Genomic DNA, 21482 nt, shown 5'->3' with positions numbered 1-21482 from the left:
AAATTAACGTCATAATCAACACACACTGCACTTTTACTTTTAGCCCTGCTAGTGGGTATTTGCACTGTTTGCTATTTTAGTTTTAAATCAAACACCACCTTTATTGATGCTTTAACGCTTATTGTTGCGCCTAAATATTGCTGCTGCATAAATGGATTCTCGTTATTACTAGCAACCATACTATTTCTGTGGCTAGATAAAATAATGTGCTTAACAACGCCCGCGTCATAATCGTAATCTGAGCTGCCGGAATTTGCACTGATACTGTAAACGTTGCCAAGTTCAGCGCCAAAAGCTTGAGCGAGCTTATTTCCCTTCGCTTTTGCGTTATCGATTGCTAATTGTGTTGCCTCTGCCTCTAACTGATTAACTTTAGAGGATAAACCATTAATTTTTTCGATATTGTCTATTTTTAAGCTTTGAGCAAAATTAATAAATTCATCGACTTTTTTAATATCTTTTAATGTGACTTTAACTGTTTTCAGGGCTAAATACTTATCGCCTGAAACAGTCCCAGATTCTGTACCAATCATAGTGTATACCTTGCTTTTTAAACCAGATATATAAACATCGTCTTGGCCAAAACCGTATTTGTCTGATTGTTCAAGTAGCAAGCTAATCCGGCCATCAAGCTCACGTTTAGCCTCAAGTAATGTATCTTCAGTGCTTTTTACTTCAAATATAATTTGAGCCATATCAGGCTCAACAAATACCTCAGCTGACCCCTGCACTGCAATATGACGATTAGCTGGCACGCTTGAATTAGCAAAAGTAATAAGAGGGAATAAGGTAATAAAAATAGCGATGATAAGTTTCATATTCGTTCCTTGAATTCATAATAAATCACACGTTCCCATAGTTATACAAATAAAAACAAAAGTAAACTGCCTCAGTAATCTAGTATTTATGTATTCTTTATAGTTAGGTTGGGTTTCGCTTCGCTCTGCCCAACCTACGTCAACTCGCCTACTTTGAGCTCCTTACCGGCGCTTATTTGATGGCATTGGGCTAATAACAACTCAGCAGTGGCTTGTGCATCGGTAAGGGCGTGATGACAATGATAGCTTGGTAAGTCGTAGCGTTTACGACATTCATTAAGAGTTAAATCGTCTAATTTTATATCTGAGCTATGTTTTAGCAGACGCTTTTTTTCTATTTGTAAGGTGTCGATAATCAACTTGGGGCGCTGGGTGATCCCTGCATTTTTTAGTGCTAACTTTAAAAAACCCCAATCGAGCATGGCATTATGAAATACTAAAATACAGTCACTAAAGTGAGCGCTTAAAGACGTTATAATGCTTTGTAGACTTTGCCCTTGTGCCACCGAGTCAGTACTAATGCCATGAAAAACGGGGCTCTGCTCTAGACTTTTCACCTCTTTATTAACCAAATGCTGCGACTGACTGTTTTTGATACATTCGTTATCAATAAGTACCCAAGCAACCGAAACAATTTCATGTTGTTTAGGATCAAGCCCTGTTAATTCCAAATCAATTACTAAGTAACGTTGCTTTAAAGCACTTTGCACGAGCAAATGGCGACGCTTTAAATAACGAGTAATAAGCTGCTTAACCATTGTTGTTACAAACTCCCACGCGCAAATTTAAACGCCGCGCCTTGCTGCGCCTGTTTTACTAGGTAAAACGCTTCTTTAAGCTGATGACGCTCTAACGAATTGAGCTTATCTGGGTTTATACAATTGCTGGGTAACCCCTCTTCGTTTATTTGTGTGCGCAGCCGAAGCTGAGTTAAAAATCGCCAACAATCTTTTAAATTATAAATATCTTCTTTGCTTAACAATGAATACTTTAATAAGGCGTCTAATCGCTCTTGGGTGTTAGCACGGCGGATGCCTACTTTTAATGCATACAGCCTTGCCAGATCGTTAATGATCACTACCCCGCGCTTTTTAAGATCGATGTATTTGTGATGCTGCTCGGTTTTTTCAGTTTTAAAGTTATTAAATAAACCAATCGGCGCGCTGTTGGTATTCACATCGCTGGCCATTGCCGCATAAAAAAGATCGTTGCGAGAAATATGAGTTAACTCTTCACAAAACTGGCTATAAAGCGTGGTGGATCCTTCAATAAAACGCAGATCAAAAAATATTTTACAGTTGAGCATTGCCTGGGGTGTGGGGCTGGTGATCCACTTTAAAAACTTCGCCCGCCAATCACTAACACTCATTCGACACGCATCACTGCTGGCCATAATGTTACCAGGGCAACGACGAATACCGCATTCAACTAAGTTTTCACAAACAAATTCACCCATTTGTTTAAAGTACGCGTGCTGCTCATCGTTTAGACCATCGGGTAATAACAAGCCATTATCTTGATCAGAATGCAGTGTTTGCTCTTCGCGCGCTTGAGAGCCAAAACAAATAAAGCTAAAGCTCGTAGGTGCAACACCATGTTGTTGTTGAAATAAAAATATTAGCCGCGAGGTTAGCGCATCGGTTAAACCGCTGAGTAGTTTTCCAATCAGTGAAATATCATCAATATTATTAGAAAACCCCTTTAATAACTCAGGAATTTCTTTAGCGTAACGCTTTAAATCAGCGACATTATGCGCTTTGTAAATACGACCAATGAGCTGGACAGGGTCGCTTTTTTGTTGGCGTAGTAAGTCTGTACTAGTGATCATACCTAGCGGTTTATGATTTTCATCAAGCACAGGTAAATGATGAATATTATGCTTAAGCATTAAGTGTAGCGCTGAAAACACACGATTATTTTCAAATATAAACTTAGGCTTATTGGTCATAATACTATTGATAGCTTGCGCGGGGTCCACCTCATCAGCAAGCACTCGATTACGTAAATCACGGTCAGTAACCACCCCAACAAGGTGCGAGTTTTCGGTGATCATTATTGAAGAAACCCCATGCTCTTGCATTTTTTTAGCACTATGACGGATGCTGGCATCGGGGGGCAGCGTTATCGCTTTGCGAGTCATGATCTCTGATATTTTACGCTCAGACCAACTGTCGTTGTTGCTCTTATAATGCGATGACAGTAATCGATTTGCATGTGCACGGACAAAGTATTGCTCAAAGGCTTTATATTCTCGGCGTAAATAATCAAAATGCGTTTGGTCGAGCATATACACTATGCCCTCTTTTTGTACTTCTAAACTGTTTTGAATTGCATCTCCCGTTAGTAAAGAGGGGTAACCAAAGTAATCACCTTGAGTTAAACGCGTTACCGTATCGCCTTTGGCATCGACTAAATCGTATAACCCGGAGCGGATTAAAAATAACTTAGGCTGTTCACTGTTAAGCCATTGCGTTTGGTTTTCTCGGGTCAAATAAATACTATCGAGATGGTTTACAAAATAACTGCAGGCACTGTCTTGTAACATTGAAAATGGTGCTTGCTTGTTAATAAACTGCGCGACTTCCTGTTGCTCACTACTCATAAATCATCCTCAATAAAAAGCGACTTAACCTGAAATGTAGTCATTTTTTAAACAAATAAAAAGCCCGACTTAAGTCGGGCTTTGATGCGTTATATCATTAGCTATATGGATTAGTGAGCATGTGCTTCACTAGACCCTTTAGGATTACGAATGCCTTCCACCATTTCTTGGATTTCAATTGGTGTTGGTTTAGTCATTTTCATTACAACTGCTGCTACTGCAAAGTTGATCATCATACCGATTAGACCAATCCCTTCAGGTGAAATACCTAGGAACCAATTTTCTGGGCTATTAAGCTCAGGGCTCACAAACTTAAAGTAGATGATGTAAGCCGCAGTAAAGGTAATACCTGTTACCATGCCTGCAATCGCACCAAATTTGTTCATTGATTTAGAGAAAATACCCATAATAATTGCAGGGAAGAAGCTCGCTGCTGCTAAGCCGAAGGCAAAGGCAACAACCGAGGCCACAAATCCTGGCGGGTTAATCCCAAAGTAGGCGGATATTACAATAGCAATCATCGCTGCTAACCTCGCTGCAAGTAATTCTTGCTTGTCGGTTATATCCGGTTTGAGTGTCCGTTTTAGCAAATCGTGCGATACTGAGGTTGAAATAACCAATAGTAAGCCCGCTGTAGTCGATAGTGCCGCGGCAATACCACCAGCAGCAACGAGTGCAATAACCCATGCTGGTAAGTCGGCAATTTCAGGGTTCGCTAGTACCATAATATCGCGGTCAACGTTTACTTCGTTCGCGCTATTAGGGTCAGTGATTTTACCTGATGTGTAAAACATTTTGCCGTCACCATTTTTATCATTAAAGGTAATTAGGCCCGTACGTTCCCAGTTTTTGATCCATGCAGGCGCATCTGCATACGCTGTGCCGCTACCGTCTTTACCATTAATGGTGTCAATCATGTTTACACGGGCAAACGAAGCTACTGCAGGTGCTGTTGTGTAAACAATAGCAATGAACACCAGTGTCCACGCCGCTGAAATACGTGTGTCCTTTACGCGAGGTACAGTGAAAAAGCGAACAATTACATGTGGTAAACCAGCAGTACCCACCATAAGAGCACCTGTGATTGCAAATACATCAATCATGCTCTTCGAGCCTTCAGTGTATTGCCCAAAGCCCAACTCAGTACTTAAACCATCTAATTTATCCAATACATACATGCCTGAACCATCACTTAGCGTGGCACCAAACCCTGTTTGTGGGAAAAAGTGACCGGTTGCCATCATCGAGATGAAAATAGCCGGTACTAAATAAGCAAATACCAGTACACAGTACTGCGCAACTTGCGTGTAAGTAATGCCTTTCATGCCACCAAGTACAGCATAAAAGAAAACAATTATCATGCCGATGTAAACGCCGGTTTCAATTTCAACTTCTAAGAAACGCGAGAACACCACACCCACACCACGCATTTGACCCGCAATGTAAGTAAAACAAATAAAGATGGCACATAAAATAGCCACTAAACGCGCAGTACGTGAGTAGTAACGATCCCCGATAAAGTCTGGCACAGTAAACTTACCGAATTTACGTAAGTAAGGCGCTAAACACATGGCCAGTAGTACATAACCACCCGTCCACCCCATTAAGTAAACACTACCGTCATAGCCAGCAAACGAAATAATACCAGCCATTGAAATAAATGACGCAGCACTCATCCAATCCGCAGCAGTTGCCATACCATTGGCTAGTGGAGGTACACCACCACCGGCAACATAGAATTCATTTGTTGACCCTGCACGAGCCCAGATTGCAATGCCGATATAAAGCGCAAAGCTTAAACCGACGATTATAAAAGTGAGTATTTGAACATCCATTGCTTAGCTCCTATTCGTCTACGCCATATTTTTTATCTAACGTATTCATTTTGAAAACGTACACAAAAATCAAAGCTACAAAGGTATAAATCGCGCCTTGCTGGGCGAACCAGAAGCCAAGTTTAAACCCAAAAAAACGTACTTCATTTAGTACATCTACAAGTAATATGCCAAAGCCAAAAGAGACCACAAACCATACCGCTAATAACTTAAACAGTAATGAAATGTTTTCTGCCCAATAAGCTTTTGCTTGTTCTTCATTTTTAAAAGCCATTTTTATTTTCCCCTTTAAACATCGCAAGATTACGATGGGTGGTTTTTTATATTCGTTAATCAATTTAGCAACGCTACTCAAATATTGAATTGCGACAATAGTCGTAACAACATGTTAACGTTTTCGTAAACTGTAGGCGCTTAATTAGTAAACAACAAGTGAACTACTTTAATTTCAGTAAGTTAATTAATTTATTTGCGAGGTGTTTACGCCAATTTTTGAGTAAAGCGTGGGAATAAGACATTAGTCTAACTAAATAACCAATTTAGAATAAATCATTAAAAATCAATTCTTTATTTTATTTATAGATAATATAAATAAAATGTATACCCCCCTATTTAACCCGCAACCAAGTATTGTAAAAAACCAAACTACCTCAAACGCCAACTGACGCTCGCATCTTGAAATAGTTTGGGTATAGTTATGGCAAATTATAAAAATATTCTACAAGGTTAAATAAACATGACGGCTGTACTACTCATTGTTGCCTTTGGCTACATAGGCGTGCTGTTTTGGCTGGCTAATTGGGGCGATAAAACCACGCCACTTGCCAAGCGTATTAGTCATCACCCGTTTGTGTATTCATTTGCACTAGGTATTTATTGCACTTCATGGACTTACTACGGCTCAGTAGGCACAGCAGCGACCAGCAGCTGGAGTTTTTTACCTATATTGTTAGGCCCCGCTTTATTGTTTTTTTTCGGTCAAGGCTTTTTACGTAAACTGGTACTGGTGAGTAAAAAACAAAATATCACCACTATTGCCGACTTTATTTCAGCCCGCTATGGTAAGCGTCAAACCACCGCCATTATGGTGACAATAATCGCCTTATTGGCCACCATTCCGTACATTGCATTGCAATTAAAAGCACTCAGCTCTAGCTTTTTACTCCTACAAAACAGCAATCAGATATCAGGGGATATTTTAGCGCTATCGGCCACGTTAATGATGGCGCTATTTGCTATATTTTTTGGTACGCGCAAAGTTGATGTAACCGAATACCGTTCAGGTTTAATGCTCGCTGTGGCGTTTGAATCTCTAGTTAAACTGTTTGCCTTAGCCGCAGTTGCAGGGCTTGCGATATACAGCTTATTTAATTTACCTACCCAAAGTAGCAGTCAAGTTGCCGAGTCTATTTGGATGCACTGGACACACTTTGACTTTTTTAGTTTTAATTTTATCGGCCAGTCACTTATGGCAGCAGCGGCTATTATTTGTTTGCCACGCCAATTTCATGTAACCGTGGTCGATAACCAAGATAAGCGCCATTTATTCACTGCGCGTTGGGCCTTCCCGCTGTATTTATTGCTAACAGCAGCAATGATTTTACCTATTGCCACCGCTGCGATTCACCCAGAAATAGGTCGCAGCTTATCACCAGACAGCTTTGTACTTGCCTTACCTATGCTGCACAATAATGCTTTTTTGACTACGTTTGTGTTTATTGGGGGGCTTTCAGCAGCTACAGCCATGATTGTTGTAGCCACATTAACGTTAAGTACCATGATCTCAAATGATGTGGTACTGCCGTTAATGTTACGTCGTAAATTTAAACGTAACTTAATTACCAGCAGCTATAAATCACGTATTTTACTAGTGCGTCGATTTACCATTGCCGGAGTACTTATTTTAGCTTACTTCTATCAGCAATGGTTTGGAAATGGCAGTGCACTGGCTAGTATGGGATTGGTTGCTTTTTCATTGGTATCGCAACTATTGCCTGCCATTGTGGGTGGTTTATATTGGCGAAAAGGCCATGCCTATGGGGTTTATGCTGGACTACTCGCCGGCGTGATATGTTGGGTGCTGTTTTTAATGTTGCCTATTTTAGATGCCCCCAACCCACTAGACAGTGAGTTACAACAAACCCTAATAACGCGCGGTACACTTATCGCTTTGTTTGCTAATATTGGCTGTTACATTAGTTTTTCGCTAGGGGCTGAAGAGCGCTTAATCGACAAAATTCAAGCGGCTGCTTTTGTTAATCCTAAAGATCAGGCTATTTTATCGCGTCGCTTAAATAAAAATGTAAAAGCCACGGTATACGACTTCAAAATACTGCTACAGACCTTTTTAGGCATTCAACGTAGCCAGCAAGTATTATCACACTATGCGCTTCATCACGACTTAAACGACAACAATGCTCACCCTCGCGCTGACTTTATTGCTTACTGCGAACGTGCGCTTACTGGGGTATTAGGTGCCTCATCAGCGCAAGCACTTATTCATACCGTATCATCGGGCAAACGCATGGCGTTTGAAGAGGTGGTAAACTTTTTTGATGAAACCACACAAGCACTGCAGTTTAATCAAAACTTATTATTTACCTCGTTAGAGAACTTAAGCCATGGCCTATCCGTTGTTGATAAAGACCTAAACCTCGTGGCTTGGAATAAGCGCTACAGTGAAATGTTTAACTACCCCGAGGGCTTTTTACAAGTTGGCCAACCTATTGAGGAAATAATCCGGTATAACGCAGAGCGCGGTGAATGTGGCCCAGGTGAAATTGACCGTCATGTTGATAAGCGAGTTCAGCATTTAAAAAATGGTAGTTCACATCACTTTATTCGCCATCGTCGAAACGGCCAAGTGTATGAAATGATCGGAAACCCACTTCCTGATGGCGGATTTGTAACCAGTTTTTCTGATATTACTACTCACATTAGTACTCAAAATGCGCTAGAAGAAATTAATATGGACTTAGAAAACCGTATTGAAGCGCGCACCCAAGAAGTACAAACGATTAATAGTAATCTACAAGCACAAATAGATAGCCGCGTACAAACAGAGCAAGCACTTACTTTAGCTAAGCGTGAGGCAGAACAAGCTAATGATAGTAAAACTCGCTTTTTAGCATTGGCCAGTCACGATATTTTACAGCCATTAAATGCTGCACGTTTATACCTTGCCGCGATTGATGAAACACAACTAGACACCACGAATAAAAATAATTTTAATAAGCTTGGCGACAGTTTAGATTCAACTGTGCATTTAATGTCGGCCTTACTCGAAATTGCAAAATTAGAACAAGGCGCAATGACCCCAAGCCCACGTCACTTTTGTATTGACGATATTTTAGACCCTCTCAAAAGTGAATATGCCATTTTATCAAGCGATAAAGGACTGTCATTTACAGTGCGCTCAAATAAGCAAATAGTGCATAGTGACATTACCTACTTGCGCCGAATACTACAAAACTTGCTGTCTAATGCGATTAAATACACCGAAAATGGCCGAGTGCTAATTGCCTGCAGAAATCGTAAACACAGTTTACGCATAGAGGTATGGGATACAGGCCCAGGCATTAGCGATATTGAACAGGCAAAAATATTTAACGACTTTTACCGAATTGAAGCGGGCGACAATAAAGGCGTAGGCCTTGGTCTAGGGGTAGTTAAACGTATGGCTGATTTACTGAGCCTGCCGATTGATGTGGTTTCTTTACCTAATAAAGGCAGTCGATTTAGTATAGAAGTGCCTTATGGTGATGCGCAATTAGTGCAACAAAAACAAACAAATCAAAATATCGTAGACAACCGCGCTGCGATTAATATTATTGCCGTTGACGACGATCCTGAAAACTTAGCCGCGATGGCCAGCTTATTGAAAAAATGGCGGGCAAATTACACCTTATTCGACAAAGTTGATGCTGTGTTAGCGTATGCTAAAGCGCATGCAGCGCCCGATGTTATTTTAATGGATTATCAATTAGGTAATGATTGGGATGGCATTACTTTAATTAAAACACTGCGAGAGACTTGGCAAAGCGACATTCCGGCAATTTTAATTACCGCGGTGCGTGACACCGAGCTAAAACAAACAACCAAAGCTGAAAATATTCATTACCTAAGTAAACCAGTAAAACCAGGTAAACTTAAGGCCCTGCTTAATCATAGTACTTAACCACCAATAAACGCTTAAGCCCAGTAAAATACTGGGCTTAAAGCTATGCTTAATTGCTATAATTACGCTTTCTTAGTTTTTGGAACAACCAACTAAGCCCGACTAACGAAAGCCCTAAGCCAATAAACGATAATGCCTTTAAAAGCCCAGTTAAATTAGCCATATCAATTAAAAATACTTTAACGATTACCGCACCAAGAATCCCCAAACCGACATTTTGTAATAACCGCAGCTGTTTTAAATGTCCGGCGATCACCACCAATGCGCCAAGTAATAACCAAATAACCGAATAGCTATATAGCTCGGCGTCACTGGTTGCCTTATCAAGGTAAATAAAGCCGCCTTGCCAATATTGGCGGATCAAGGTGTTGATAGCTAATACCGCTAATAAACCAGACACACCGAGTGTAATTTGACTCAATTTAGCATTTAACGATTTAACTAAACTCGCTAACCATAACGCCAGCAGGCTCGGGACGAACCAGATTAAAAGCACCCAGTTAAATATTGGCGTTTCACCAACATAAAGACGCATTAATAACGGATTATCATCCAACGTTGTATTGATTAATAATAAGCCAGCTAACGCTGATAAAATCAAACCTGCAGTGCGGTATAACTTACCCAGCTGCCCTGCACTTTGCGCGCGATATAAATAAACGCAGCCTAAAGCAAGCAAGTTACAGCTGAGCAAAACTTGCTCATAAAAACTTAAAGAAAACAACTGAGGGTAGTGCCCTACTAGTTGATAACTGGTTTCGGTTGTCACAAATAACGCTAAACAATGCAGTGCTGCCCCCTCTAACCATATTTTTAGTTTTGAAGTATTAAAACATTTAGCCGCTGCAAAAAATAACCCAATACACAGCGGGTAAACAACTAAGCTCCAATGCAAACCAAAGATAGTTAGAGAATCATAACTAGGCGTCCACGGCGATAAGGTAAGGCGTAAAAGTAATGCCGCCACAAGGGCTTTTATTGGCCAGTGTGGCATAGCCACACTGTATTTTTTTATTAATAAGCTCAGCAGTAATACTTGAACAGCCAGTGCAATGGTAAGGCCGCTATCGCTCAGTAGCATAGTAATTGCTAAAGTGATATTGGCGTTTGCTCCCACCCAATAACTAAAACGCTGCCATAAGGTTGTATTATTTTGCGTAAATTTAATTAACACCGCACTCATTAAACATAACAATACCGCCCAAAGTGGATAAGCGGTTGCTAAAGCCGTATTTGGGATCATCGCATACAAAGTGCCAACTAATGCAAACACACTTAATGAAGCAAGCAAATGAAAAGCTAATCGTTTTGAGTATTTATTACCAAAATAGAGTCCATAGCCACTTAACCCCAGAGCAAGTAATAAGCCTAGCCCATATTCGTTTTTAAAAATAAATAACGCATCATCAAAGGCATAAGTTTGTTTAGCACTGATCACTAGTAACAGCGCAATCACTAAAGAAACCCCTTGCCATGCATCCCAACGGCTATTTTTTAACACTAAAAATAGTAACAAAGCGATGCTTAACAACGCCACGATTTGCCATTGTAAATTAAACAAACTCAATAGCATGGCAATCATTAAAGGCGCCATAAAGGCCAGTAATAATCCGTGATCTGGAAATAAGTTAACTAATCGTTTGAAGCTGTGCGGGCGCACTTCAAGGGTATTAAAGCCCAAACCTAAACGTGCAATAGCGATTAAGCCTAAAATACTTAGTAACGCATAAGCGCCTATTAACCACACTGTGTCGTAGTTAAATAGAGTGAGTCCAACCAAGTACCAGCCTATATGCCCTACCCATAGTAAATACCACAACCACACTCGCTGTACTTTATGTGCCACAACCGCTGCGGCAACACTCACAAGTGCAACATAAATAAGTAAAGAAAATAACTGACCACTGCCCGTATTTACCCAAATAGGAACACTGTATGCGCCTATAATGCCAATTACAGCAAGTAAAGGACCTAACTTAATCGCCATTGCACTGGCGCAAAGAGCAATCACTGCTAAGCCAATAAATGCCCACTCAGCACTGAGCATGGTAAAGCTGTTATAGGCCAAAAACATTAAGGCAAAGCAAGTCATAAAGCCGCCACTGGCAAGGGCTGCAGGAATGTAATTATTAAAGCCTTCAAAAACAATACGTTTATAATGTAAATAATACGCTGCTGCGATTAAGCCAATGCCAAATAATCCACCGGCACTGAGCCTCATTGCAGGTGAAAGTAGCCCCGCCTCTAAACTGTATTTGGCTAAAAACACGCCACCTAAAGCCAAAGCAATAGCACCAATCCAGGTCATCCAGTTTAGTTCAAAGCCTGCACGTAATTGTTTAAAAAGCAGTTCAATACTCGATGGCTTTTTAATTGCTACTTTAGGTAGTGGCGTATGTTTAATGCTTGCTGGTTTATAAACAGAGGCAGGAATGTCTGAGCGGTTTAAAGATTTTGCGTTATCTGGTTGTGTGTTTACAGGGGATTCGCTAGGGACTGTATTTGGGTTTAACTCATACTGTGATAGCTTGAATTTTAATACTGCAATCTCTTGTTTTAAGCCGTTTAATTGCACTAAGGCAACTAAACCACATACGCCTCCTGCAACAATCGCAATAGATATAATGATTGCTAATCCGATTAACTCATCCATACAGTCCCTTTTTTATTTTACAAAACAAGTACCCAAAAAAATTACAAACAAAGCTTATACCATAAAATTATGATGTTTAAGCAACCTCAAGGCGATCACGGCCTGCTTTTTTAGCGCGGTATAATGCTTGATCAGCACGTTTCATTACATTATCAAAGGTCTGGTCGCTTGTACGATGTGCAATACCGATACTGACCGTTAAAGAACGCTGATTTTGTACTGTAATAGTACGAGCCGTCTCTAGAATAGTCTGCGAAAAGTTAAGTACTTCATCAAGCTCATAACTAGGCAGGTAAGCGGCAAACTCCTCACCACCTATACGAGCAAAAATATTTTCATCTTTAAAAAGACGGTTCACTTTATCAGCAAACTGTTTAAGCACCTTATCGCCCACATCGTGGCCATAATCGTCATTAATACGTTTAAAGTGGTCGAGATCTATAATTAAAACAGTGTAAGGATTATTAACAACCCCCTTCACATGCTGATAAAAGCAGCGACGGTTATACACTTTCGTTAAATCATCCATAATAAACTCTTGCGCTAACCGGTTGTGCATTCGCTGCATAAAGTGCATGGTTTTAAATAAACCATAAGCGGTAATTAGCATACCTAATGTGCGGCATAAGTCTTCTATGTAATTACTTATCCAAAAAGGCTGACGTATCACTTCATCAAGTACATCGGCAGTAGAACCTACAATCCATAGCATTAAACCGATACTGACATATAAATACGCTTTTTTAGCTAACCGTGAACATTGCACTACAAAAAAAATAGCAAAAATCACCACTAAATTAATAAAGTCAGTGGTAAAGCCATAGAGGTTTTGGGTTATGTCTAATCGGGGAAAGTACATCAACGAAAAAATTGAGAAAGCGATAATAAACGCCAGCGTCATCAAAATTAACAGCTTATTTAATCTGGTAATTTTAACAAAATGGCTTAACTTTAAACTCACTTTTTCCGGGTTCATCATAGGCGATATTTACATTATTTTTATAATTACTATTAAAAACTATACCACAAATTATAAAACGGATTGATTTATATTAGTGTGCTAACAACCCAGCCAATAGCAACTAAAATAGTTAACCCAATCATGGTTTTAGTTTTATGTTTACTGATAAGTCGCTCAGCTTGATTGCCTGCATAATATACCACTAACGCTAATCCAAAATAGCGTATAGAGCGCGCAATCGCAGATGCCACTAAAAACATTGCCAGCGAATACTTAGTTGCACCAGCGGCCAACATCGCAATTTGAAACGGAATAGGCACAATACCTAAGCTTAATACAAACCAAAAACCTTGTGCCTGCATTTTTTGCTTAACGTTTTCAAACTGCTCAGGGCTTGAGAATGTGTTGATAACCCAATCGCCAATCACATCAAATAAATAATAACCCAACGCATAACCAAACAACGCCCCAATAACACAGCCGATTGTGGCCATAAGGGCAATTTGCCACAGTTTTTCACGCCTTGCCTGCATTAATGGCACCAGTACTGCTTCAAGTGGAATGGGAACTATGGTGGATTCTAAAAATGAGGCAAACGTAATACCGCTGAGCATATTTTTAGACTCAATAAACTGACGCGTTTTTTGCTTTAGCTTTTTTTGTATAGCCATTAAACATCCTTTTAACTACTGAGATTAATATTTTTAGCGGGTACTGGCATCATCGCACAGTTAGGTTAATCTAACCTGAAAATATAACGCCTTATTATTTATAGATTTAACATTGGCAAAATAGTAATACTTCCCAGAGTACTTTATTATTGCTCAATGCCATTATACTTTTCTGACAATTATTAATTATGCAAACTGCGCGTTTTATTCCTTTTAGAAAGCAAGATATCATAGGCATGTGCAGCCAAGAGCTTGCCGATAGTGCACAACAAACCTCTTTTAAACAGTTTTGCGACGTGCTCGCCAGCCTGATTCATTATAATTACCACTCAACCCTTGAGTCACTAAAAAACAATTACGCACCGTTCGATCCTAATAGCGACACCCGCTCGTTAGCTCCTGTCTCGAAGGAGCAAAAAGCCCAGTGCCAACGCGATTTTGCTAAAGATTTTGCTAACGTATTAAATGCGGCTAATTTTGAAGTGATCACCAATGAAGACCTCCAAGATGCACTCAACGAAGAATCGCTTTTTAAGGTACGCCTAGAGGTAGAGTTTGACGACTTTGAAGAAGTGGTCTTTTATCGCAGAGGCGAATCGCAACTCACCGAAACCATAACCAGCTTTTGGGGCTTACGTAAAAAGCCACTGCATTTTACCAACTACGACCGCGTAGCGGTATTTATTCGCTTTAAAGATAAAGCCTATTTTGAATCAAAAAATAAACTACCTATGGGGTTTGAGCCAAGTTCTACCATAGTAAAACTATTTCAAAATGTGCCAAAAGCTGACTTAGAAATGCTGTTTCCGAATAGCGAAGTGCGGATGCGCCCGATTGATAAAATTATTATTGGCTCATCTGCACTTATTGGCGGTGCGGTGGTGTTAGTTACCAAACTGGGCGCCTCATTACTTTTATTGTTTGCTTTGTTTGCATTTTGGGGAGGGTTTAGAGATGAAGCCGTTACCATGACTCAGCAGCACTTTATTACGTTAGCGATTGGTATTGGGGTATTTGGTAGTTTTGTTTTTAAAGAGTGGAGTAAATTTAAAAACCGCAAAATTAAATTTATGAAAGCGTTGAGCGATAATCTCTACTTTAAAAACCTAGATAACAACGCCGGTGTATTCCACACTCTGATAGACGCTGCCGAAGAAGAAGACATTAAAGAAGCCCTGCTTGCGTATACGTTTTTACTAAAATCTAAAAATGGCTTAAGCGCACACGCGCTTGATGAGCAAATAGAGACGTGGTTTAAAACTAAGTATCAATGCGAGCTAGATTTTGAAATTAGTGATGCGCTTGAAAAACTTGAACGTATGCATTTAGTAACCTGCACAAACACCCTATATAACGCGATAAATCTAGAGCACGCAAAAGCCATATTAGATGAACGCTGGGATAACCTGTTTCAATATAATTAAACTGCACGCTTTACTTAATAACAACGAAAAAGCAGCTGACACTTCAGCTGCTTTTTACGTTATTACCTAATTGGTAATTAGTTAAGCTGTTTGCGGCTTTTTAAATTTTGTATGCACTAACTTATAAAGTGCTGGCAAAATTAATAGCGTTAGTAAGGTAGATGACATAATACCGCCTACAACCACGGTTGCTAATGGCCTTTGCACCTCAGAGCCGGTACCGGTATTGAGCGCCATCGGTATAAAGCCTAAACTTGCCACAAGCGCGGTCATCAGTACGGGGCGTAATCGCTGTAATGCGCCGCTGTGTATTGCATGGTATAAACTTAACCCTTCGTTTCGTAACTGCTTAATAAACGACAACATCACTACACCGTTTAATACCGCAACACCACTTAGGGCAATAAACCCCACACCCGCTGAAATAGAAAGCGGCATATCTCGTAGCAATAACGCCAATACCCCACCGGTCAGTGCCAGAGGTACACCGCTGAATATAATGAGTGAATCACGCAGCGATCCAAAAGCACTATAAAGTAAGCCAAAAATAAGCAATAAAGTCACAGGCACAACCAACGACAAACGCTTACTCGCCGATTGTAATTGCTCAAACGTACCGCCGTATTCAAGCCAATAACCACTGGGTAGGTTAAGTTGTGCGTTCATAGTCGCTTGAGCATCGCTTACAAAGCTGGCTAAATCGCGTCCTGTTACATTAGCTGTTATTACAACATTGCGCTTGCCGCTTTCGCGATTTATTTGATTAGGGCCTTTTTCAATACTGATTGTAGCCACTTCTCCAAGCGGTACAAATGCAAGCTCAGGGTTACTACTTTTAGGTAACGCAATAGGTAAACGCGCAAGCACAGAGATATCATCAGACCAACGCTTATCTAAGCGTACTAGTAACGAAAAGCGCTTATCGCCCTCATAAATGAGCCCTGTTTGCACTCCACCAACGGCAGCGGCAAGCGTTTGTTGAATGTCGTTTACAGTTAATCCTAATAACGCCATGTGGTCTCGCATTGGAGTAACAGAAAGTGTAGGCAGCCCCTGTATTTGTTCTAAACGAACATCAGTAGCACCGGTAATATTTCGCATTAAACCAGTGGCTTTTTCGCCAAACTGCTTAAGTATGGCTAAATCGTCACCGTAAATACGCAGCGCTACATCGGCACGCACACCAGCAATTAACTCGTTAAAGCGCATTTCTATAGGCTGGGTAAATTCATAGTTATTACCCGGTACCTCATTCACGCGATGACGAATTTGCTGCACTAACGCGTCTTTACTTAATGATGGATCTGGCCATTGCTCGGACGGCTTTAACATTAAAAAGGTGTCGGCAACATTTGGCGGCATAGGATCGCTGGCTACATCCGCAGTACCAATCTTCGAAAATACGTTCGCAATTTCGGGTTGCGCTAATAAAGCCTGCTCCAACTGCTTTTGCATTTGCACCGATTGTTCAATACCGGTGCCGGTAATACGCAGCGCATGCATTGCAATGTCGCCTTCATCTAGCTGGGGTAAAAATTCGGCGCCCATATTTTTAACTTTAAAGCCAAGTACTAATACCAAAACAGTGGCAATACTCACCATCAGCCACGGTAATTTAAGCGATAAGTTAAGCAGTGGCTTGTAGATTTTTTTAACACCACGCATTACTGCATTTTCGCTTTCATCTACTTTACCACGCACAAATACGGCAATTGCCGCCGGCACAAAGGTAACAGCAAAAATAAGTGCACCTATTAACGCAGCAACAACAGTAAACGCCATAGGCTGAAACATTTTGCCCTCAACACCACTGAGCGCAAATAGCGGTAAATACACCAACATAATAATTAAAATACCAAATACGGCGGGGCTAAACACTTCTTTGGTGGCTGAAGTGACAACCTTTAAACGCTCACTGAGTGTAAGTAAGCGCCCATGTTTATGTTGAGCCATCCCTAATTGACGAAGGCAGTTTTCAACCACAATCACCGCACCATCTACAATTAATCCAAAATCGATTGCGCCTAAGCTCATTAAGTTACCCGAGACTCGATTGCCCACCATACCAGTAATAGCAAATAGCATACTCAGCGGAATAACCATGGCGGTAATAAGCGCACCAGTGATGTTCCCGAGCAATAAAAGTAAAATGACGATAACTAATACCGCCCCTTCAAAAAGATTTTTTTGAACTGTGGCAATGGTTTTATCAACCAGGTTGGTACGGTCATAGACAGGCTCAACGATAACCCCTGCAGGTAAGCTTTTTTGTACCTCTATCAACTTATCAGCCATGGCTTTGGCGACCACACGGCTGTTTTCACCTATTAGCATCATTGCCGTGCCAAGTACGGTTTCTTCGCCATTATAGGTAGCCGCGCCGGTTCTGAGCTCTTTTCCTAAATACACATTTGCCACGTCTTTAATTCGCACAGGAGCATCATCACGCTTGGCGATAACGGTGTTTGCTATATCGGCTAAGGTTTTTAATTGCCCAGGCGAGCGCACTAAATATTGGCCGTCAAAGCGCTCTATATAACCAGCGCCACGGTTGCTGTTATTAAGCTCAAGTGCACTAATAACATCCTTGATTGTCAGCTTATAAGCAATGAGCTTTTCTGGCATGGGCGCAACCTGGTACTGGCGCTCAAAGCCACCTTGGCTGTTTATTTCGGTTACGCCTTTTACTTTTAAAAGCTGCGGACGAATAACCCAGTCTTGCAAAGTACGTAAGTCTTCGGCGTTATACGCCGTACCATCACTTTTTAACGCATCGGGTTTTGCATGCACGCTATAGGTAAATATTTCACCTAAACCACTGGCAATAGGTCCAAGGTTTGGCTCAATATTATTAGGTAAATCGGCGCGAATACTTTGAATACGTTCACCAATTTGCTGACGCGCCCAATAAATATCGGTGCCGTCATCAAAAATAACAGTTACTTGAGAAAGCCCATAGCGAGAAAGCGAACGGGTGTAATCAAGCTTAGGAATACCCGCCATCGCCGTTTCGACTAAGTAAGTGATACGCTGTTCGACTTCAAGCGGTGTAAAACCAGGCGCTTTAGTATTAATTTGCACTTGCACGTTGGTAATATCGGGGACAGCATCTACCGCTAAGTTTTGGATGTTATACACACCAAACCCAGCAAATAAAAATGTTAGCGCAAGCACCATCATGCGGCGTTTAACCGCAAAAGAAACAATCCAGTTAATCATGGTACCTCCTAGTGAGCGTGACTTGCGCCGCTTTTTAAAATATCGGCTTTGATCACATAGCTATTGGCAGTGACGTACTCGCTACCTGGGCTTAAACCTGCGATGACTTCAACCCACTCGCTATTTTTTGCGCCTAAAGTAACCGGGCGTACTTCAAACACATTATTTTTACGCACAAACACACTCGCCATGCCGTTAAACTCTTGTATAGCCTCAGGCTTTACACGCACGCGAGCATTAACCTTATCGATACTGACATCAGTATTAACATGCATACCTGGGCGCCAATGACCATCTGGGTTATTAAGCGCTATACGGGCACGTGCAATGTGCCCGCCGGTCATCATAGGCGCTATAAAAAACACCTTACCTTGGGCATTTAAATGATGATGTAAATCGTACACCGTGGCGCTTTGACCAATGGCTAGATTTTCGATGTTTTCAGGAAAGGCTGAGAGCTCAACCCATACTTTATCAAGGTTCACGACTTGCATTAACGCACGAGTACTTGCCAGTTCGCCACGCTTTAAATATTGCTCGGTTACCACACCGCTAATGGGGCTTTTAATACTGTAGTTTTGCAATGTTTCACGGTTGGTGACACTGGCCAGTACCTCACCTTTTTGAACCTTTTGACCAATGCTGACAAAAATATCGCTGATCAATCCGGTATATGGCGCCATCACTTCTACTGTGCCGTGCTGTGTCGGTGCAATAACACCAAACAGCGTGTCAGAAATATCAACTTCGCCACTTTTTGCTATCTGCGTTTCAATACCCGCACCTTTAATCGCTCGCTCACTAAGCATAGTGCGGCCTTCGTGTTGGGTGTACTCAAAACTAACGTGTTCACCTTTATAATTGGCAGTAATGAAAAGCGCAAACGAATGTGGCTCATTTATGGGTTGCGTGCTAACAAGGTACTCATTCTCACGCGTAAATTGTATTTTTTGCGGCGCTTCTACTAATCGTTTTAAGTTCATTTCGATGCTTAAATCGTTTATATCTACTGGCTGATTTTGCTCATAACCATATACGCGCAGCTCAACTTTACCTGCCAACTCTCGCAGCTTTAACTCAAGAGTGAGCTTTGCGTTGGTTAATAAAAAGCCGCCATGGGCACCTTGTTTTTGGGATTGCTGCATTTGCCCATGCTCTGCTGAGGCAAATACATGTGTGCTTATAACGCTCGTTGTAAACGAAAGAAATATTAATAGTGCGATAAACGTGTTGTTCATGATTGAAAAGTCCCAGTTAAAGATTGGCCAGTTAAACGCTCAAGAGTAAGGTGCGTTTGATATAACGCTGCATAGGTATTGATAAGCGCGCGTTTAGAATCAAAAAGGGCTTGTTGGGCATCGAGTAATTGCAACACCGAAATTTGTCCGCGTTGATAGCTTTTTAAACTTTGCTCAATGAGTGTTTGGGCTTGTGGAATAACCTGCTCAGATAACAACTGCACCTGTAATGTTTTGCCTTGGTAATAGGCGTACAAGGTACGAACTTGCTGACGTAATTTAATCCGTAACTGTCCTTGCTGCTCACGTAACAATGCCAACTGACTGTTAGCCGCTTCAAAATTACCGCTATTTGAGTTACTCAATTGCAACGGCATAGAAAACGAAAACAGTAACGAACTAGTATCGCTTTGCTGATTGTAGCGCAGGCCCGCACCTACATTAATGTCGCTTTGCCCGTTAGCTTTTTGCAGCGTTAAGTTGGCCGCTTGCTGTAAGTATTGTTGCTGCAACATGGCAAACTCAGGCGCTTGGTTAACTGCATTGAGTAACGCTTGCTCAGATTTAAGCGGTATTAAGGTAGCCATATTCCCTGCGAAATTCGTGTAGTCATGTTGCTCATTCCACAGCTCATTGAGCGATAAACGCGCTCGCTCAAATTCGCTATTTAGCTTAGCTGTCTCAAGCTCAACTTGGCTTAGCGCATAACGCATACGGGTTACATCGGCTTGCGATACAGCCCCAGCGTTAGCCCGTTGCTTTATTGCTTTGAGAGCTTGGCTCACCACGTGTTGTCGTTCACTGTTAAGCGTAAGTAAGGTTTGAAATTTAAGCGCCTCGTAATATCGCTCACCAGTGGTTGCTAATAAAGCTAACCGAGTATGTTGATATTGTATTGCTTGGGCTTTAATGTTCGCCGTTGCGTAATTTATACGGCTTTGGCGTTTATCTCCAAGCTCTATAAGCTGGCTAAATGCCAAGGTTATTTCAGCCCCTTGCACACCACGCGCATCGTTAGTTCCTAATAGGTTTTCGGCTTCTACATTTAAGACAGGATTAGGCGAAAGCGCCGCTTGAGATTTAAGCGCGCTGAGTATTTTTTGATGATAAGGATAGCGCTTTAATAGCGGATTTTGTTGCTCGGTATTTATCAACGCTTGTTTTAGGGTTAACGTTTTAACATTTGCAAACGCACTAAAAGCAGGTAGCGCGCACAGCATCACCACCAGCATAATTGGTTTTTTATTCATATAGCTTGTCCGTTTTTTAATAAACAGAGTTCACTTGCAAACCATTCACAACCTACGCTAAAAACAGCGACAGTGTAAAATAGTTAGCAATTTAAACATGCCTATAACAGCCCATAAAACGCTTACGCGCAGGCAGCTAAAAGCACAATAATTAATTGAAATTAAATTAAAAACTAGCTAAATGAATTCGGTGGGGGTACATCAGGTGGATAATTTAAACCATGGTAATACACAAGTACTGAGGGTTTACTTTGTTGAGGAATAATAGCGTGACTAAGTGTGCTGTAATAGCCACAGTGACAATGTTGGTGTGCATGAATCTCAACCGGTGGCTGATTATCGCTTTGTCCTTGGTCCTTATCAGCGGTTATAGTGTTTTGTGATAATACGTTACTTACATGCTCAACGTCTTCTTGTAAATGGTATGCAGCGCCATCACAACTTATAAAGCTGTGCACAAGCACGAGTAACATGACCATTAACAAACGATTTGAGCGCATAATTTAGCTATCTTCTCAGCCTAAAATTGACTTAAATAAACCTAACCAATTGAAGCCACATAGTATATTAGCGGCAAACGACAATAAAGGGCTTTTTATCAATTAATGGCGCCAATTGCGTTTACTGAGGTTAA

General features: G+C 41.0%; 14 protein-coding genes. 2 read left to right on the top strand and 12 right to left on the bottom strand.

All coding sequences use genetic code 11. From position 1 onward, the window contains the following. Positions 1-71: 71 nt before the first annotated feature. The 5 genes from BM380_RS07845 to BM380_RS07825 form a co-directional block, all read right to left on the bottom strand. Entirely contained in the window at positions 72-818 is a 747-nt protein-coding gene (locus tag BM380_RS07845; protein ID WP_090493863.1) for an SIMPL domain-containing protein, read from the bottom strand. A gap of 134 nt (positions 819-952) precedes the next feature. Then, complete coding sequence (locus BM380_RS07840; RefSeq protein WP_064663488.1) at positions 953-1576, bottom strand: 3'-5' exonuclease; 624 nt, start codon at positions 1574-1576, stop codon at positions 953-955. 5 nt (positions 1577-1581) lie between these two features. Continuing rightward, on the bottom strand, positions 1582-3420 hold the full coding sequence (locus BM380_RS07835; RefSeq protein ID WP_013465753.1) for a DUF294 nucleotidyltransferase-like domain-containing protein: 1839 nt from the start codon (positions 3418-3420) through the stop codon (positions 1582-1584). A 110-nt stretch (positions 3421-3530) separates the two neighbouring features. Beyond that, positions 3531-5255, bottom strand: coding sequence for a sodium:solute symporter family protein (locus BM380_RS07830; protein ID WP_016900488.1), 1725 nt, complete (start codon positions 5253-5255; stop codon positions 3531-3533). A 10-nt stretch (positions 5256-5265) separates the two neighbouring features. After that, positions 5266-5529, bottom strand: coding sequence for a DUF4212 domain-containing protein (locus BM380_RS07825; protein ID WP_008464847.1), 264 nt, complete (start codon positions 5527-5529; stop codon positions 5266-5268). A gap of 462 nt (positions 5530-5991) precedes the next feature. Here BM380_RS07825 and BM380_RS07820 point away from each other — a divergent pair, with 462 nt between their 5' ends. Beyond that, positions 5992-9432: a hybrid sensor histidine kinase/response regulator gene (locus BM380_RS07820; RefSeq protein WP_013465755.1), complete on the top strand. Its 3441-nt coding sequence runs from the start codon at positions 5992-5994 to the stop codon at positions 9430-9432. A 49-nt stretch (positions 9433-9481) separates the two neighbouring features. On the opposite strand, the gene BM380_RS07815 is transcribed toward BM380_RS07820, so the two are convergent. The 3 genes from BM380_RS07815 to BM380_RS07805 form a co-directional block, all read right to left on the bottom strand. Further along, positions 9482-12085: a DUF2339 domain-containing protein gene (locus tag BM380_RS07815; RefSeq protein WP_090493861.1), complete on the bottom strand. Its 2604-nt coding sequence runs from the start codon at positions 12083-12085 to the stop codon at positions 9482-9484. A 76-nt stretch (positions 12086-12161) separates the two neighbouring features. After that, a complete protein-coding gene (locus BM380_RS07810; RefSeq protein WP_090493859.1) occupies positions 12162-13061 on the bottom strand; it encodes a GGDEF domain-containing protein in 900 nt (299 codons plus the stop codon). A gap of 71 nt (positions 13062-13132) precedes the next feature. Then, entirely contained in the window at positions 13133-13717 is a 585-nt protein-coding gene (locus BM380_RS07805; protein WP_090493858.1) for a YqaA family protein, read from the bottom strand. Between the two features lie 188 nt (positions 13718-13905). Between BM380_RS07805 and BM380_RS07800 the strand changes: the two genes are divergently transcribed. Next, positions 13906-15141, top strand: a complete 1236-nt coding sequence (locus BM380_RS07800) for a TMEM143 family protein (protein ID WP_013465759.1) — start codon at positions 13906-13908, stop codon at positions 15139-15141. A gap of 81 nt (positions 15142-15222) precedes the next feature. On the opposite strand, the gene BM380_RS07795 is transcribed toward BM380_RS07800, so the two are convergent. The 4 genes from BM380_RS07795 to BM380_RS07780 form a co-directional block, all read right to left on the bottom strand. Beyond that, positions 15223-18360 carry an efflux RND transporter permease subunit gene (locus tag BM380_RS07795; protein WP_090493856.1) on the bottom strand — a complete coding sequence of 1046 codons (3138 nt, stop codon included), beginning with the start codon at positions 18358-18360 and terminating at the stop codon, positions 15223-15225. Positions 18361-18368: 8 nt separating this feature from the next. Continuing rightward, positions 18369-19598 (bottom strand): efflux RND transporter periplasmic adaptor subunit, encoded by a 1230-nt coding sequence (locus tag BM380_RS07790; protein WP_090493854.1) that lies wholly within the window; start codon positions 19596-19598, stop codon positions 18369-18371. After that, entirely contained in the window at positions 19595-20848 is a 1254-nt protein-coding gene (locus BM380_RS07785; RefSeq protein ID WP_090493852.1) for a TolC family protein, read from the bottom strand. Before BM380_RS07785 ends, BM380_RS07790 begins: the two co-directional genes overlap by 4 nt. Before the next feature lie 173 nt (positions 20849-21021). Further along, positions 21022-21348, bottom strand: a complete 327-nt coding sequence (locus BM380_RS07780; RefSeq protein WP_069440138.1) for a hypothetical protein — start codon at positions 21346-21348, stop codon at positions 21022-21024. Positions 21349-21482 lie beyond the last annotated feature (134 nt).

Source organism: Pseudoalteromonas sp. DSM 26666 (assembly GCF_900116475.1).
Taxonomy (GTDB): domain Bacteria; phylum Pseudomonadota; class Gammaproteobacteria; order Enterobacterales; family Alteromonadaceae; genus Pseudoalteromonas; species Pseudoalteromonas tetraodonis.
This window is presented reverse-complemented; position numbering and strand designations above follow the sequence as displayed.